The sequence below is a fragment of the Massilia timonae genome, from assembly GCF_001866515.1.
GTDB lineage: Bacteria > Pseudomonadota > Gammaproteobacteria > Burkholderiales > Burkholderiaceae_D > Telluria > Telluria timonae.
Genome location: NZ_JRYB01000001.1, coordinates 5,637,827 through 5,653,906 on the forward strand (window position 1 = coordinate 5,637,827; position 16,080 = coordinate 5,653,906).

The 16,080-nt window shown below is 66.3% G+C and carries 15 protein-coding genes and 1 tRNA gene; 7 read left to right on the forward strand and 9 right to left on the reverse strand.

From position 1 onward, the window contains the following. The first annotated feature begins 5 nt into the window (after positions 1 to 5). Entirely contained in the window at positions 6 to 1,334 is a 1,329-nt protein-coding gene (locus LO55_RS24075) for a TrkH family potassium uptake protein (protein WP_071363401.1), read from the forward strand. Beyond that, positions 1,327 to 2,031, forward strand: coding sequence for a potassium channel family protein (locus tag LO55_RS24080; RefSeq protein WP_005671401.1), 705 nt, complete (start codon positions 1,327 to 1,329; stop codon positions 2,029 to 2,031). Before LO55_RS24075 ends, LO55_RS24080 begins: the two co-directional genes overlap by 8 nt. Before the next feature lie 28 nt (positions 2,032 to 2,059). Here LO55_RS24080 and LO55_RS24085 read toward each other — a convergent pair whose 3' ends face one another. Then, positions 2,060 to 2,308, reverse strand: coding sequence for a hypothetical protein (locus LO55_RS24085; protein ID WP_071363402.1), 249 nt, complete (start codon positions 2,306 to 2,308; stop codon positions 2,060 to 2,062). A 408-nt stretch (positions 2,309 to 2,716) separates the two neighbouring features. Here LO55_RS24085 and LO55_RS24090 point away from each other — a divergent pair, with 408 nt between their 5' ends. Beyond that, positions 2,717 to 3,799 (forward strand): sensor histidine kinase, encoded by a 1,083-nt coding sequence (locus LO55_RS24090; protein WP_177185569.1) that lies wholly within the window; start codon positions 2,717 to 2,719, stop codon positions 3,797 to 3,799. A gap of 33 nt (positions 3,800 to 3,832) precedes the next feature. Here LO55_RS24090 and LO55_RS24095 read toward each other — a convergent pair whose 3' ends face one another. Beyond that, positions 3,833 to 4,234 carry a hypothetical protein gene (locus LO55_RS24095; RefSeq protein ID WP_143054612.1) on the reverse strand — a complete coding sequence of 134 codons (402 nt, stop codon included), beginning with the start codon at positions 4,232 to 4,234 and terminating at the stop codon, positions 3,833 to 3,835. Positions 4,235 to 4,349: 115 nt separating this feature from the next. On the opposite strand from LO55_RS24095, the gene LO55_RS24100 reads away from it, so the two are divergent. Beyond that, entirely contained in the window at positions 4,350 to 5,336 is a 987-nt protein-coding gene (locus LO55_RS24100; protein WP_071363405.1) for a L,D-transpeptidase, read from the forward strand. Between the two features lie 16 nt (positions 5,337 to 5,352). On the opposite strand, the gene LO55_RS24105 is transcribed toward LO55_RS24100, so the two are convergent. Continuing rightward, on the reverse strand, positions 5,353 to 5,862 hold the full coding sequence (locus LO55_RS24105; protein WP_071363406.1) for a hypothetical protein: 510 nt from the start codon (positions 5,860 to 5,862) through the stop codon (positions 5,353 to 5,355). A 180-nt stretch (positions 5,863 to 6,042) separates the two neighbouring features. On the opposite strand from LO55_RS24105, the gene LO55_RS24110 reads away from it, so the two are divergent. Beyond that, positions 6,043 to 6,534 (forward strand): META domain-containing protein, encoded by a 492-nt coding sequence (locus LO55_RS24110; RefSeq protein ID WP_071363407.1) that lies wholly within the window; start codon positions 6,043 to 6,045, stop codon positions 6,532 to 6,534. Between the two features lie 39 nt (positions 6,535 to 6,573). Here the strand turns inward: LO55_RS24110 and tssA are convergent, their stop codons facing one another. From tssA to LO55_RS24140, 6 genes are all read right to left on the reverse strand, one after another. Beyond that, positions 6,574 to 7,770 (reverse strand): type VI secretion system protein TssA, encoded by a 1,197-nt coding sequence (tssA, locus tag LO55_RS24115; RefSeq protein ID WP_071363408.1) that lies wholly within the window; start codon positions 7,768 to 7,770, stop codon positions 6,574 to 6,576. Between the two features lie 187 nt (positions 7,771 to 7,957). After that, positions 7,958 to 8,047 (reverse strand) — tRNA-Ser (locus LO55_RS24120). 57 nt (positions 8,048 to 8,104) lie between these two features. Next, positions 8,105 to 10,165, reverse strand: coding sequence for a putative bifunctional diguanylate cyclase/phosphodiesterase (locus LO55_RS24125; RefSeq protein ID WP_071363409.1), 2,061 nt, complete (start codon positions 10,163 to 10,165; stop codon positions 8,105 to 8,107). Beyond that, positions 10,158 to 11,333, reverse strand: coding sequence for an HDOD domain-containing protein (locus LO55_RS24130; RefSeq protein WP_071363410.1), 1,176 nt, complete (start codon positions 11,331 to 11,333; stop codon positions 10,158 to 10,160). Before LO55_RS24130 ends, LO55_RS24125 begins: the two co-directional genes overlap by 8 nt. A 104-nt stretch (positions 11,334 to 11,437) precedes the next feature. Further along, the gene (locus LO55_RS24135) at positions 11,438 to 12,049 is read right to left on the reverse strand and encodes a response regulator (RefSeq protein WP_229410225.1); all 612 of its coding nucleotides are present in this window, start codon (positions 12,047 to 12,049) and stop codon (positions 11,438 to 11,440) included. A gap of 22 nt (positions 12,050 to 12,071) precedes the next feature. Further along, the gene (locus LO55_RS24140) at positions 12,072 to 13,445 is read right to left on the reverse strand and encodes a cache domain-containing protein (protein WP_005671301.1); all 1,374 of its coding nucleotides are present in this window, start codon (positions 13,443 to 13,445) and stop codon (positions 12,072 to 12,074) included. A gap of 204 nt (positions 13,446 to 13,649) precedes the next feature. Between LO55_RS24140 and LO55_RS24145 the strand changes: the two genes are divergently transcribed. Both LO55_RS24145 and LO55_RS24150 read left to right on the forward strand, forming a co-directional pair. Continuing rightward, a complete protein-coding gene (locus LO55_RS24145) occupies positions 13,650 to 15,716 on the forward strand; it encodes a carbon starvation CstA family protein (RefSeq protein ID WP_071363412.1) in 2,067 nt (688 codons plus the stop codon). Then, positions 15,716 to 15,910 (forward strand): YbdD/YjiX family protein, encoded by a 195-nt coding sequence (locus tag LO55_RS24150; RefSeq protein ID WP_005671296.1) that lies wholly within the window; start codon positions 15,716 to 15,718, stop codon positions 15,908 to 15,910. Before LO55_RS24145 ends, LO55_RS24150 begins: the two co-directional genes overlap by 1 nt. Positions 15,911 to 16,080 lie beyond the last annotated feature (170 nt).

The window sequence follows — 16,080 nt, forward strand, 5'->3', positions numbered from 1 at the left end:
TGCCGATGAACAAGGTCATCCATCCCGCGCGCGCCGTCGCGCTGGGCTTCCTGCTGGCGATCCTCGCGGGCACCGCCATGCTGATGCTGCCGCTGGCGCGCCCCGACGGCAGCGCCGCGCCGCTGATGGTCGCCTTCTTCACGGCGGTGTCGGCGGTGTGCGTGACCGGGCTGGTGCTGGTCGACACCGGCACCTACTGGTCCGGCTTCGGCCAGGCGACCATCATGGTGCTGTTCCTGCTGGGCGGCCTGGGCATGATGACCGCCGCCACGCTGCTCGGCCTGATGGTGAACCGCTCGCCCAAGCTGCGCACGCGCCTGATGACCCAGACCGAAACGCGCTCGATCGGCATGGGCGACATCTCGAGCGTTGCGCGGGTGGTGCTGGTGGTGTCGGTGCTGTTCCAGCTGGCGATCGCGGCGATCCTGACGCTCAGGCTGCGCGCCGACTACGGCCTGGCCTGGAACGACGCCGGCTGGGTAGGCCTGTTCCACGCGGTGTCGGCCTTCAACAACGCCGGCTTCTCGATCCACCCCGACAGCATGGTGCGCTACGCGGGCGACGCCGGCATCCTGCTGCCGGTGATGCTGGCCGCCATCATCGGCGGCGTGGGCTTTCCGGTGCTGCACGACCTGCGCCACCGCTTCCGCGATCCGCGCCACTGGTCGCTGCACACCAAGCTGACCCTGTCCGGCACCCTGATCCTGCTGTTGCTGGGCTACGTCGCCATCCTGCTGTTCGAATGGAAGAATCCCCAGACCCTGGGCGCCTTCGGCCTGTTCGACAAGCTCATGAACGGCATGTTCATGTCGGCGGCGGCGCGCACCTCGGGCTTCAACACCGTCGACGTGGCGGCGCTGACCCGCGAAACCTGGGCCCTGCATTATTTTTTGATGTTCATCGGCGGCGGCAGCGCGGGCACCGCGGGCGGGGTCAAGGTGGGCACCGTGGCGGTGCTGGTGCTGCTGGTGATCGCCGAGGCGAAGGGCCACACCGACACCGAGGCGTTCGGGCGCCGCGTCGGCACGTCCGCCCAGCGCCAGGCGATCACGGTGCTGGTGCTGGGCAGCGTCATCGTTGCCTTCGGCACGGTGGCCCTGCTGCGCATCTCGCACTTCCCGACCGACCAGGTCATTTTCGAGGTCATCGCGGCCTTCGGCAGCGCCGGCCTGTCGACCGGCATCACCGCCGACCTGCCCGTCACCGGCCAGCTGGTGCTGGCCCTGCTGATGTTCGTGGGCCGGGTGGGCACGATCACCTTCGCGACCTCGCTGGTGCTGGGCGAGCGGCGCATGCCTTACCGTTATCCTGAGGAGCATCCAATTGTTGGGTAGAATTTTCACAGAGCAGTTCGCGTTTTCCGCCGGCGACAGCGTAGTCGTCATCGGCTTGGGGCGCTTCGGGGGCGCGGTGGCGCAGTCGCTGATGCGCCTGGGCCACGACGTGATGGGCATCGACACGCGCGAAGACCTGGTGCAGATCTGGGGCGACCGCCTGACCCACGCCGTGCAGGCCGACTCGACCAACGAGAACGTGATGCTGCAGCTGGGCGTGGCCGATTTTTCGCACGCGATCGTCGGCATCGGCTCGGACCTGGCGGCCAGCCTGATGACCCTGATGGTCTTGACCGAACTGGGGATCAAGGACATCTGGGTCAAGGCGATGACGCCGGAGCACGGCCAGATCGCCCAGCGCATCGGCGCCCACCACGTGATCTACCCCGAGGCCGACATGGGCGCGCGCGTGGCGCACCTGATCACGGGGCGCATGATGGACTTCATCGAGTTCGAGGACGGCTTTGCGATCGCGAAGATCCATGCGCCAGCGGAGACGCATAACCGGACGCTGGCCGAAGCCCATGTGCGCAGCCGCTTCGGCGTGACCGTGGTGGGCGTCAAGCGCGCCAACGAGGATTTCCAGCATGCGCTGGCGGATACGACGATCCGCTCGGCCGACCTGTTGATCGTGTCGGGGCCGACCAAGAAGATCGAGATGTTCGCGGCGGGAGGCAAGAAGCGCAAGTCGGCCTAGGGCCCGACCGCGATCGCCGGAGCACGGTCTAGCCGCGAGGCAGGCAGATCAAGGTCGATGCGGGTGCGATCAGCCGCATGGCCGACAGCAGCATCGCATAGTCGGCTTCCTCTATCTTGTCATCAGGAATGACGACCGTGTCGACCATCACCGCCTGCAGGATGGCGACCGCGCGCGCCGGGGTGGCGCTATGAAGAACGATGCGGGCGTGACCGAATTGCTTCGACAACGCTTGAGTACTGAACAGCTGTGGCTCGACGACCAGAACGACCGACATCTGCCTTCCTTGAAAAGCCCGGTTGCCGCGGCCCGGCAACGCAAAAGCGACGGCGCATTCTAGGCGCCATCGGCCTTGCCTGCACATTATTTCCGTTGAAAATCGGAAATTACCGGGTCACCGCATATACGCTGAACCGTTTGAGGTAGGAGCACGCCCATGTCTTGCCGTCCGGGCGGGGAAGGCGGGTTCGCGTGCGACCCCGTATGGATGCCCATGTAACAATACGTTCAAGGAAATCCGACAGCCTGGGCCAGTCGCGGCGCACTGGACCGGCCTGTCGCCATGTCCTCGGTAATACGGTGAAACTCCAACGCATCGCCCTGCAGTTCGGCGGCGCCTTCCAGCAGCAGACCACACGATACAGCGGATATGACGACTAGCGACCCAGGCAACGCGGATATCCCGATGTCCGAACTGGCATCCACTTTCCTCGAACTGCGCGACGTCGTCCTGGAACAATGGAGCGCGCGGGTCACGGCGGAAATCCCCTCGGCGACCCGTCTGGGCGAACCGATCCTGGTCAACACCCTGCCCTCGCTCTACGACAACATCGCACAATCCCTGGTGGCGGGCGCGCCGCGCCCGTTCGCCACGGCAGGCACGAATCTCGCCATCGCCCATGGACGGGAACGGGCCAACATGACCGATTACGGCCCGCACGAGCTCATCCACGAACTGCAGATCTTTCGCGAGGTGTTGTTCGGCGTCGCGGCGGCACGGCGGCTGCCGCTGAGCAAGCACGATGCGGAGGTGATCGGACACTCGATCGAGGAAGCGGCGCGCGAGTCGATCAGCGGGTACAACGCATTCAACCGCGAGGTCAGTGAAACGTTCATCGCGACGCTGTCCCACGACCTGCGCAATCCGCTGCACGTCGCGAACGCTTCCGCCCAGCTGATCCAGCTCAAGACCAGCGACCCCGGCATCACGGGCCTGGCGCAACGCATCTGCGCCAAGATCGCGGAGACCGACGCGATGATCCAGACGCTGCTCGACGCGGCCGTGTTGAAGGGCAAGGCGAAACTGAAGCTCGACATCGCGCGCTTCGACATCATGAGCATGGTCGAGGAGGTCTGCGCAGATCTTCCCCTGTCCGGCCAGCAGGTGAAAGTCGAGGGCGAGCGGATCGAGGGCTACTGGTGCCGCGTGTCGCTCAGGCGCGTCCTCGAGAACCTGGTGTCGAACGCAAGGAAATACGGCGACGCGTCGCGCCCGATCACGGTGCGTGTCGCCCGCAGCGAGTCCCAGGTATTACTGGCGGTGCATAACGAGGGCACGCCCATTCCCGGACCAGAGCTGGAACGGCTGTTCCAGGCCTTTCACCGTATCGAAGACGTGAACGTCACGGGATGGGGCCTGGGCTTGCCCTATGTCCGGCACGTCGCCGAAAGCCATGGCGGCTCGGTCGTCGTCGACAGCGCCGAGCGACGCGGGACGACGTTCACCGTGAGCCTGCCGATCGATGCCCGTCCTTATGTCGGACAATAGGATGGCGGCCATGCCGACGGCCCCGGCCGCGCGTCACCGGACCCTGAGCTCGTAGCGCGCCTCCGCTCCCTTGCGGGCGGCACTACGCATCTGATATACCTTGACGCGGTATGTCCCCTGCTCCGGAAGCGTCGCATCGAACACGCTGCCGCCGAGCGAACCGACGAACAGCGCTTCGTCCTTGCCGTCCTGGACGATGTTGAAATACGTCGACCTGCTCGCGGTCTCGAGCTCGACGCGCAGCATGCGCCCCGCGGGCGCCTTGAACACGTAGTCGGCGCCGCCGTATCCGCGAATCGTCCCCTTGAACGACGCGGTCTTGCCATCGCCCGGCAGCGCGATCGGCGTTTCCTTCGCCTGGTCCCGCGCCAGCGCCGGCTGGGCGACCGCAGCGGCCGTGACAAGCACGACACCGCTCATGATTGCTGCGTTCATCACTCCCCCTCTTTTCGATCTAGCACCCTTCAGCCACCGTCGGCGGGACACGATGCCCTCCCTCCTGGTGACGATTCATCATACACTTGAGATAACGAACAAGGAGGCGCTCTCAATGCCCTACATCTGGTCAATCTCTGGACAGCAGCTTCGATCGGCAGGGCTGCTGCTCGTCGCCTGCCTGTGGTCGCCGGCTATCCTGGCGCAGGGAGCCAGCGCTTCGTCGCCGGTCGAACTGGCGCGCGAGGCGGCCCGGCTCAAGGCCGGACAATGGGTGTGGGCGCCGCAGATCGCGCCGCGCGGTCCGATGCTGGTCTTCGTCGACCTGTCGCGCCAGACCGCCACGGTCTACCGCAACGGCGTGCGGATTGGCGTCAGTACGGTATCGACCGGCAAACCCGGCCACGAGACGCCCACCGGCGTCTTCACCATCCTGCAAAAGGATGCCCGGCACCGTTCCAGCACCTACAACAACGCGCCCATGCCCTTCCAGCAGCGCCTGACCTGGGACGGCGTCGCCCTGCACGCCGGCGGCCTGCCCGGCTATCCGGAAAGCCATGGTTGCGTGCATCTTCCTTATGCCTTCGCCAAGGCGTTGTTCACGGCGACCGACTTCTCGACCACCGTCGTCATCGCCGGCAACGCCAGCCATCCGATACAGACCGGGAGCGGCCAGGTGCTGGCCCCGACGACGATCGCGGCGCCGACGGGCGAATTCTGGGCGCCCGAGCGCGCGCCCGCCGGCCCGATCACCATCGTGATGTCGCGCAGCGACCAGGCGGTGTCGGTCTTGCGCAATGGGATCGAGATCGGGCGCTCGGCGGCGGTCAATACCTCGTCCGACGAGGCGACCCACGTCCTGACGCTGGGCACGGGCGCGGACGGCAAGCCGGTGTGGATCTATGCGGGAGTGGCCGGCCACGCCGACGAGGACGGCCGCACGGTCGACGAAGCCACACGCAACCGCGTGCAGCTGCCGCAAGCCTTCCACGACAAGCTGGCGGCCCTGCTGGCCCCGGGCGCGACGCTGCTGGTCACGCAATCGCCGCTGAGCGAGGGCGCGACCGGCACGCCGCTGACCGTGCTCAGCGGCGCCGAGTAATGCGCCGGCGCGGCGCTCAGAACCGTCGATGTCCGCTGTCGGGATCGCACCGGCCATTGAACTTGATCATGCCATCGACGGTGATGGTGCCGTTGCGGCGGTCGATCGACACCGTCGGCCGGTTCAGCGCATTCAGGCGGAAACGTCCGCGGATGTCGTTGTGACCGACGATCAGGTCTTCGAGATCCCACCAGCCATCGCGGCCGCCGGAATGCATGGGCGGGATCAGCTGCTTGGGGATCCGGATCCGGCCCTGGTCGTCATGGATGGAGACGTTGAGTGCGCTGTCGAAGTCCTGCTTGCCGGTCGTTACTTCGGACTTCGGCTCGTATTTGTGCGTCTCCTGATTCCATTGGTAGCCGGAGTGGGTTTCGGCCACCGTCCGTTCCGCCTGGCCGAAGCAGACCAACTGGATGTCTTCATCCCAGTTGCGCTCGTCGGGACCGCCACGCGGTGCATTGCGATCGTACTGTTGGGCATATGCCGCGGTGGAGAACAAGGCGGCGATCAGGATGGCAAATTTCATGGTGACTTCCTCGGCTCCAGGGAACGCGTTCCAGCATCTGGTCGACGCGTCCAACATTCATGTGTTGATCGGATGACTCAACTGTGCACCTGTGATCGACTCTAGCATGGGATGATGATAAGAATACACATCCCGAAAATAAACCGGGACGCTCCCCGGACACGCATGAGGAAACCAGCCATGTTAAAACCATCGCGCATCGCCATCGCGCTCGCGACCGTCTTGTGCGCCGCCTGCAGCACCGGCACGACGCCGACGACCGCTCCCGCCGCACGGGACACCCAGGCCATCGGCTTGACCGCCACGACCTGGCGCCTGCATGAAATCCAGTCAATGGACGATGCCCAGGGCACGACCCGCCCGCAGCCGGACCGGGTCTATACCATGCGGCTGACGCCGGACGGCCGCGCCGCGTTCCAGCTGGACTGCAACCGGGGCTCGACCTCGTACACCGTTGGGGCAGGCGAGCCGGGCCGCGGCGCAATTACTTTTGGCAACGTGGCAATGACCCGGGCGATGTGCCCGCCAGGATCGCTCGACAGCCGCATCGCCAGGGACATGGGGTATGTCCGCTCATACACGATGCAGGGCGACACGCTGTCCTTGAGCTTGATGGCCGATGGCGGCATCTATGTCTGGAAACCGGACACCGCCATGCAGTCCGCGCAGTAAGCGCACCAGCTTCCTCGCATCGAATCGGACGGCGCCGGTCTACCGGGTCGGCCCCCTGCCGGACAGCACGGCGCCAACGAGCGCGGTGAAGTCACCGCAGGCGGCATCCGCGCCCACCTGGCGCGCCGCGTCCCTCATGGCGCCTTGCAGGATCATATTCTGGTCGTGCAGCAGTCCGATCTGCATCGCCATCAGTCGCTCGGCATTGCCCGGCGCATGGATTCCCGCCGCCTTGCAAATGGCGTCGATGCGCCGGCCGAGCAGTTCCGCCGCATCCGGCGGCGAAGTCTCGCCTGTCGACGCGTCGCTCGTCCGGGCAGCATCGCCGGGCATTGCTTCCTTCTGCAGGATCTTGCCCGCGACCGCGCCGGGCTGCGCCTGCGCCGCATCCTGAGAGACGGCGCCGGGTTCTCCAATGGCACCCAGTTGCAGCAATACGCGCTCGACCGCGCGCAGCGTCTCGCGCAGCCTCGACATGTCCGGCGCATCCTCACCCAGGCGCGCTTCGGTCACGCTGGCGATCGACAGCACGGCGCCGACGCAATGGCGAACCTGCTGAAGGCTGCGCTCGGCGTCCGCGCCCCGACGGGCCTTGACATGGTCGATGACGTCGGCACGCGCCTGCAGCGGCTGGCCGCTTTCGTCCGCTGCCCTGCGCGCCCTCTCTTGCACGGCCGGCGACGAAGCGTCGCCCGACATACGTTCCCAGTCCGTCAGGGTGAATCGGCCGGGCTGCTCGCCGGATTGGCCCAGCACTGGAGCGTGAATCCTGACCGTCGTCGCCAACGCGCTGTTCAGCCACTCCAGCGGCGCCACGCGCAACCCGGGGTCGCCATCCTCGTCCACCTGCGGATGCACGGTCTCCCAGAAGCGCACGAGCAGGCCCTCTACCAGCAGCAGACCGCGCAAGAGCCCTTCGAAGCCATGCTGGCGCGTCCAGGCTTCGGTGAGCCAGGCGGCGATCTGCAGATCTTTGGCGTATCCGCTCAATGTCACCTTGCAGCGCACCTCGATTCGGGCCCAATCGGCGCGCTTCAGGGGCTGCTCCCATACGCCCATCGGCAGACTCGGATCGTCTTCCCGGCGCGCCTCGCGTAATTGGTCAAAGATGGGATCGAAGCGAATTGGCGGGCCGGTAGGCAGGTCCTCCCTGATCGGCTGGAGAAGCGACTCCAGTTCGCTGCGGTGCTCGGCGCTGAGCGGCGGGCCTGGCTGGGTAACGTCGATGTCGGTCATGTAGCAGAGAAAAGATGGATGGTCCGACACGATTATTGCGCTCGTGACGGGATTGGTCCATGTGTTTTCTTGTCGTTCGGAGTCATTGCTACTTGCGCGGAGTGTGGAGCTTCCTCGCTGTTCGGGCAGGAATGCACGATGCATGATGAAAAAAGCCCCAACGTGTGGGGCTCTTGTTCAGTATGCTTGGCGGAAGCGGTGAGATTCGAACTCACGAACGGTTTCACCCGTCGGCAGTTTTCAAGACTGCTGCCTTCAACCACTCGGCCACGCTTCCCTAGGGAACCGGCATTATACATAAATCATCAGAGGCGGTGAGGCTGTTCACCAAGGTTCACGCGATCAACAACCAGTTATCCCGCAAACACCTCTCAAAGTCGTAAGCCGGCAACGGCGCCGCATACAAATACCCCTGCACCTCATCGCACCCCGCCTCGCGCAGGAATTCCAGCTGATCCAGCGTCTCCACCCCTTCCGCGATCACGCGCAGGCAGAGCTGCCGCGCCATGCTGACAATCGTCCCCGCGATCGCGCAATCGCTCGCATCCCGCGGAATCCCGGTCGTGAACGAGCGGTCGATCTTGAGGGTCTGGATCGGGAAGCGCTTCAGATACGACAAGCTCGAATACCCGGTCCCGAAATCATCCAGCGACAACGACACCCCCAGCGCCGTGATCCGGTCCATGATGGCCGTCACGCGCTCGAAGTCGTGCATCAGCGTGCTCTCGGTGATCTCCAGCTCCAGCCACGACGGATCGAGCTGGTAGCGCCGCAAGGTATCGGCCACCCGCGATGGCAGCGACGGCGTGAACTCCCGCGCCGACACGTTCACCGCCAGCCTGAACGGCGCGATCCCCGAGCGCTGCCAGATCGCCGCCTGCGCGCAGGCCTGCTCCAGCACCCACTCGCCCACCTGCACGATCAGGCCCGTGGTCTCGGCCAGCGGGATGAATTCCGACGGCGGCACGATGCCGCGCTGCGGATGCACCCAGCGCACCAGGGCCTCCGCGCCGACGATGCGCCCGCTGGCGATCTCGAATTTGGGCTGGTAATACAGGATCAGTTCACCGTTGCCCAGCGCATGGCGCAGGCCCGATTCGATGCGCATGCGCTCCTGCATGCCCTTGTTCATGTCCTGGCTGTAGAACGCCACGCTGCGGTCCGGATTGGCCTCGGCGCGCTTGGCGCGTTCCATCGCGATATCGGCCAGCCCGAGCAGGGTCTCGGCATCGTTGCCGTCCTGCGGATACACGCTGATGCCGATGCTGGCGCCCACGCGCAGGTCGTGCCCGCCGATGAAGAACGGCGCATCGAGCGAAGCCTGCAGCTTTTGCGCCACCGTGGTGGCCTCGAAGTGCTGGCGGATGTCCGACAGCCCCACGGCGAATTCGTCGCCCGAGAGGCGCGCCACCACGTCTTCGTCGCGCAGAGCGTCCTTGAAGCGCTGCGCCACCTGGCGCAGCAGCTCGTCGCCGATGCGGCGCCCGAGCGTGTCGTTGATGCGCTTGAAGCGGTTCAGGTCCACGAACAGCACGCCGCCCGCCGTCTCGTTGCGCTGCGACACCGCCAGCGCCTGGTCGACCAGGCGCGCGAACAGCGTGCGGTTGGGCAGGCCGGTCAGCTCGTCGTAATAGGCCAGGTGGTGCAGCTGTTCCTCGGCCTGCTTGCGCTCGGTGATGTCGGTGAGATAGGCGATCAGGCCCGTCGGCCGGTCGGCCAGGTCGCGCAGCGGCGACAGCGACAGGCTGGCCCAGAACACCTCGCCCGATTTTTTCCGGCGCCGCACTTCCATCATGCGTCCGCCCTGCTCCGCGAACAAGTCGGGTTGCATGTCGTTGCCGTCGCCGCCGTCGTCCTCGTCGGCATACAAGAACAGGATGTTGCGCCCGATCGCTTCCAGCGCGGTGTAGCCGAACAGCTGCTCGGCGCCGCGGTTCCAGCTGGTGATGTAGCCCATCTGGTCCATCGTCAGCACCGATTCGTGGATCTGGTCCAGGATCTGCGACTGGTGCGCCAGCTGCGCTTCCATCTGCGCATAGGCGTGGGTGGAGCGCTGCGCCAGCGTGTGCATCTGCATCAGGCTCGCCGTCAGGTGCGACAGCGCCACCAGCTTGCGCTCGGTCTCGGGACAATAACCTTCGCCGCCGCTCACTTCGTACCAGCCGAACTGCTCTATGCCCGCCGCCACCGCGTGGCGCAGGATGCGCGCGCCCGCCTCGTTCGGGTCGATCAGGCCGGCGCCCGGCACGAAACGCCCTTCCGGACTGCCCGTCAGCCGGGCCGCCAGGCGTCCCAGCTCCAGGTGCAGGGCCTCGCCGCGCAGGCGGAGGATGGCGTCGCAGACGGCGGTCGTGCCGCCGACGAAGTCGAAGTCCAATTCGCGCAGGTCAGACATTCCGGCCCACCTGGATCGCCCAGTGATAGGCGTGCAGCTGGCTGTTCCACCAGGCCCCGGGGCTCACCCCCGCCGCCTCCAGCGCCGCTTCGGTCGGATGCGCCTCGGTCAGCCGCAGCCAGGCGCCCAGCCGGCCGCGCCGTTCGACCAGGGCGGCGGCGACGTGCTCCGGCAGGTACAGCTCGTCCGCGATCGCCGCCATCGGCATGTGCAGCAGACGGTCGAGCAGCGAGAACACGCCGGTCATGAAGGCCAGGTCTTGCGCGTCGCGCTCGCCCCCCGCCTGGCGGCTCAAGGATTCCAGTTGCGCGCCGCGGCGCGCCGCCAGCGGCAGCAGCAGGTTCGGCAAGCCGTCCGGCTGCTGGCGCGCGTACAGCAGCAGTTGCAGCCAGCGCTGCAGCTGGCGCCGGCCGAGCACCGTGATCGCCTGGGCGAAGCTCGTGACCTGGGTGCTCACCGCGAAGGCGGCCGAGTTCACCAGCTTGAGCAGGTGGTAGGCGAGCGCCGGGTCTTGCCGGATCTGGTCTTCGAGCTCGCGCGAGTCGGCGTCGCGCGCCAACAGGCCCAGCAAGGTCAATATGCGGCGGCGCGAGCTGCCGTCGTCGTCCGGCGCCGGCGCGGCATCCGGGTCCAGGGAATAATCGCCGCTGAACCAGTCGAAGCCCGCGTTCTCGCAGTCGGAAAAGCGGCGCGCGTCATCGACGCCGTGCGCCAGGTGCGGTCCGAACAACGAGACCAGGCGGCCCGGCGGCTGCGCGGCATCGTGATGCGCGCGGCAATCGCGCGCCGCGGAGCGCAGCGCCGCCGGCGCCTTGGCGCCTTCCGGGACGTCGCCGTCGAGCCAGATGCGGTAACCGGCGGCGTGCAACTCGGCCAGCTGGCGCGCGGCGCCGCCGGACGCCAGCGCTTCGGACTTGATCACCAGGCCGATGCGATTGGGCGGCAGCAGCGTCAGCACCGGCACCGTCAGGGCCTCCGGGCCATCCAGGTGCAGCAGGCAGTCGAGCGGCGCGATCGCCGTGAGCAGGTCGGCGCCGGCGAATACCGCTTGCAGCCGTTGCGGCAGGTCGGCCCCAGGCGCCAGCCGCAAGCTCAGCGCCACCCATTCGTTCTGGGCATTGGCGACCGGATCGATTGCTACCAGCGGAAAATGTCCCTGCTCGGCCATATGATATTTCTCAATATTATTCAGGCAATCTTATTGCACCGAATACTATAAAGCAACCGTAATGTTTCCCGGTGGATATCGAGAAAATACTCTCGGCTACCCGATCAGTTGCTGCCGGCGCGCTGGACCGCAAAACGGATCAGTTCCGCCTGCCCTTCGATGCCGAGTTTGCGCTTGATGTTCAGGCGGTGGGTCTCCACCGTGCGCACGGACAGATCGAGGTCGCGCGCGATCTGCTTGTTCGACTGGCCGGCCGCGATATGCTTGAGCACTTCCTGTTCGCGCGCCGTCAGCTGGTCGCCCGGCGTGGCCGGATTGGCCAGCTGGCGCGCCAGCGCGGCGCTGTAGTAGATGCCGCCGCCCATCACGGTTTCGATGGCCAGCACGATGTCCTTGCCCGGCGCGTCCTTCAGCACGTAGCCGCGCGCGCCGGCCGCCATGGCCTGGCTCACGTATTCGGGTTTGTCGTGCATCGACAACATGAGCACCGCGATGCCGGGGTAGCGCGCGGTGAGCTGGTAGGTCGCCTCGATGCCGCTCCCGCCGCGCATGTTCACGTCCATCAGCACCAGGTCGGGGTGGAATTCGCCGGCGCGCGCCAGGGCTTCCTCGCCCGAGCCGGCTTCGGCCACCACCACCAGGCGCGGCGCCGACTCGAGCCGCGCGCGCAGGCCGTCGCGCACCAGCGGGTGATCGTCGACCAACAGGATTTTCACCTCATTTACTTCATCGTTTACTTCACCAGTCACTGCCTTGCTCCTTCAAATCGATGCTGGCCACCACCCGGGTGCCGGTGGAGGACGACACGATCTCGAACCGGCCGCCGATCGCCTCCATGCGCTCCATCATATTCCTTAGCCCGATGCCGCGCTTGGGATGCACGGCCACGCCGTCGGTATCGAAGCCCACGCCGTCGTCGGCGATGCTCAGGCTCACCAGGTCGCCCACGCGTTCGAGCACCATGTCGATATGCCGCGCCTGGGCGTGGCGCTCGACGTTGGTCAGCGCTTCCTGGGCGATCCTGAACAACACCGTGCCCACGATCTCGGGCAGCGCGTCCACCGCGCCGGCCGCGCGAAAGCGCACCGGCGCGCCCGCGTGCTCGCCGAATTCGCTCGCCAGGTGGTCCAGCGCCGGCGCCAGGCCCATATCGTCCAGCAATGTCGGCCGCAGGTCGTGCGAGATGCGGCGCACCTCGCCCAGCAGCGTTTTTACCTGCTCGACGGTGCGCTCGAGACCCGCGCGCCCCTGCTCGCGGCGCGCCTCGTCGCCGTCGATGCGGATGATGCCGGCTTCCAGCTGCAGCTTGACCGAGACCAGGGCCTGGCTGATCCCGTCGTGCAGGTCGCGCGACAGGCGCGCCCGTTCTTCTTCCTGCGATTCCACCACGCGCTGGGCCAGCGCCTTCAGTTTGGCGTCGGCCACGCGCCCCTCGCTGATGTTCAGGGCCAGGCCGCCGCCGGCCACGCCCACCGCCGCCACCGTGGCCAGCACCGCCATCCACAACAGCGTCTCTTCGATATTGCGCGACTGCTGGGCGTCGACCAGCGCCAGCGCCGATTCGACGTCGTCGAGATAGATCCCGGTGCCCATCACCCAGTTCCAGTGCGCGACCGGCACCACGTAGCCCAGCTTGGGCGCCGGCCGGTTGCTCGAGGGCTTGGCCCAGGTATAGCGCAGGAAGCCGCCGCCCTCGCCGGCCAGCGCGATCAGGCGCTGGATGGTCGGCGCGCCGGTCGAGTCGCGCCAGTCCCACATATCGGTGCCGACCAGCTCCGGCTGGCGCGGGTGCATCAGGTTGTTGCCCCGGGTGTCGTAGACGAAGAAGTAGCCGTCCTCGCCGTAGCTCAGGCTCGACAGGATGCGGATCGCTTCGCGCTGGGTGGCCGGGCCGCTGTCCCCGGTGCGTGTGAGGTGGGCGATCGAGCGCGTCGCCAGCTCGACGTAGTGGCGCAGCTCGGCCTCCTTGCTCGCCAGGTAGGCGTGCTGGATGGTGGCGCGCTGCTCGGCCGCCAGGGTCACGCCCTGCTGGCGCACGTAGAGCGCGATCGCGCACAGCGCCACCACCAGTGGCACGACTGCCAGCACGATCACTTTTTGCCTTAGCCGCATAGGCTTGTTCCGCATGGTTTCATTCGAAGGCCTGCATTCTACGTCCGCCGGCTGGGGTCGATCTACGTAGCATTACGTAGATACTGCGTAATCTTGCGCTTGCGGTACTGACAATAGTGCAAGATACTCATTAGCATGCTGCAAATAATTGGCGTCGGCACGTACTGACGCACAAGCATCAATCCACATCGGAGGAGTCACCCAATGAAACGTATCACGAGCATGCTCGGATGGATCGTCCTGTCCATCGTGGGCGCGTTTGCGCTCGGCTACATCGCGCTCAAGCGCGGTGAAACCATCAACGCCATCTGGATCGTCGCGGCCGCCGGCTGCGTCTACCTGATCGCCTACCGCTTCTATTCGCTGTACATCGCCACCAAGGTGATGGGCCTCGACCCCACGCGCCAGACCCCGGCCTGGAAATACAACGACGGCCTCGACTACGTCCCCACCAACAAGAACGTCCTGTTCGGCCACCACTTCGCCGCGATCGCCGGCGCCGGCCCGCTAGTCGGCCCCGTGCTGGCGGCGCAGATGGGCTACCTGCCCGGCATGATGTGGATCCTGGCCGGCGTCGTGTTCGCCGGCGCGGTGCAGGATTTCATGGTGCTGTTCATGTCCACCCGCCGCGACGGCCGCTCGCTCGGCGACCTGATCAAGTCCGAGATGGGCGAGATCCCCGGCATGATCGCGCTGCTGGGCACCTTCATGATCATGGTGATCATCCTGGCGGTGCTGGCGCTGATCGTCGTGAAGGCCCTCACCGGTTCGCCGTGGGGCACCTTCACCGTGATGGCGACGATCCCGATCGCGCTGTTCATGGGGATCTACTCGCGCTACGTGCGCGTGGGCCGCATCGGCGAGATCTCGGCCATCGGCTTCGTGCTGCTGATGCTGGCCATCATCGGCGGCCAGTGGGTGCACGATTCGCCGACCTGGGGCCCGATGTTCACCTTCACCGGCACCGAACTGACCTGGATGCTGATCGGGTATGGCTTTGTAGCGGCAGTGATCCCCGTGTGGCTGCTGCTGGCGCCGCGCGACTACCTGTCCACCTTCCTCAAGATCGGCACCATCCTGGCGCTGGCCATCGGCATCATCGTGGTCGCTCCCGACCTGCAGATGCCGGCCGTGACCAAGTTCATCGACGGCACCGGCCCGGTGTGGTCGGGCAATGTGTTCCCCTTCCTGTTCATCACCATCGCCTGCGGCGCCGTCTCGGGCTTCCACGCGCTGATCTCGTCGGGCACCACGCCCAAGATGCTCGAGAACGAAACCCAGGCCCGTTTCATCGGTTACGGCGGCATGCTGATGGAGTCCTTCGTCGCCATCATGGCGCTGATCGCCGCGTCGACCATCGACCCGGGCATCTACTTCGCCATGAACAGCCCGGCCGCGCTGCTCGGCACCACCGCGCAATCGGCGGCGCACGCCGTGTCGCAGATGGGCTTCGTGATCACGCCGGCCGAACTCGAACAGATGGCCCGGGACGTCGGCGAGCACACCATCATCTCGCGCGCCGGCGGCGCCCCGACCCTGGCGGTCGGCATGGCGCACATCCTGTCCAACGTCGTGGGCGGCCCGGCCATGATGGCCTTCTGGTACCACTTCGCGATCCTGTTCGAGGCGCTGTTCATCCTGACCGCGGTGGACGCGGGCACCCGCGCCGGCCGCTTCATGCTGCAAGACCTGCTGGGCGCCTTCGCCCCGTCGCTCAAGCGCACCGATTCCCTCCCGGCCAACCTGCTGGCCACCGGCCTGTGCGTCGCCGCCTGGGGCTACTTCCTGTACCAGGGCGTGGTCGATCCGCTGGGCGGGATCAACACCCTGTGGCCGCTGTTCGGCATCGCCAACCAGATGCTGGCCGGCATCGCGCTGATGCTGGGCACCTGCGTGCTGTTCAAGATGAAGCGCGCCAAATACGCCTGGGTCACCGCGCTGCCCACCTTGTGGCTGCTGGCCTGCACCCTCACCGCCGGCTGGCAGAAGATCTTCCACGACGATCCGCGCATCGGCTTCGTCGCGCACGCCAACAAGTACCAGGCGGCGCACGACGCGGGCGAGATCCTGGCGCCGGCCAAGTCGATCCTCGACATGGAGCGCATCATCTTCAACGACTACGTCAACGCCAGCCTGGCCGGCTTCTTCATCTTCGTGGTGCTGGCGGTGCTGTTCTACGGCGTGCGCACCGTGATGGCGGCGCGCGCATCGAACGCGCCGACCGCGAAGGAGTCCGCGTACGTCGCCATGCCGGCCGCGCAGGTGCAGTGATGTTCGGCGCCCTGAAACAGGCCGGCAACTACCTCGGGCAGAGCCTGCGGTTGATGGTCGGCCTGCCCGAATACGACACCTACCTGGCGCATATGGAGCGTACCCATCCGGACCAGCCGCCGATGACGTACGAGGAATTCTTCCGCGAGCGCCAGGATGCGCGGTATGGGGGAAGCCGGGCGTCGTGCTGCTGACGGGCGGCGCGTGCGCTTGAACGAAGGGACGCCGCGGCGTCCCTTTTTTTTGTCGCCGACGATTTTGCGCATTTGAATTGCGACACGGAATTGTTCCGTTTGCCACATTTGCGGATTCGCAAAACTACCCCCTCACCTAACCCGTATATTTTTTTCCTGCGGGCTCTTGC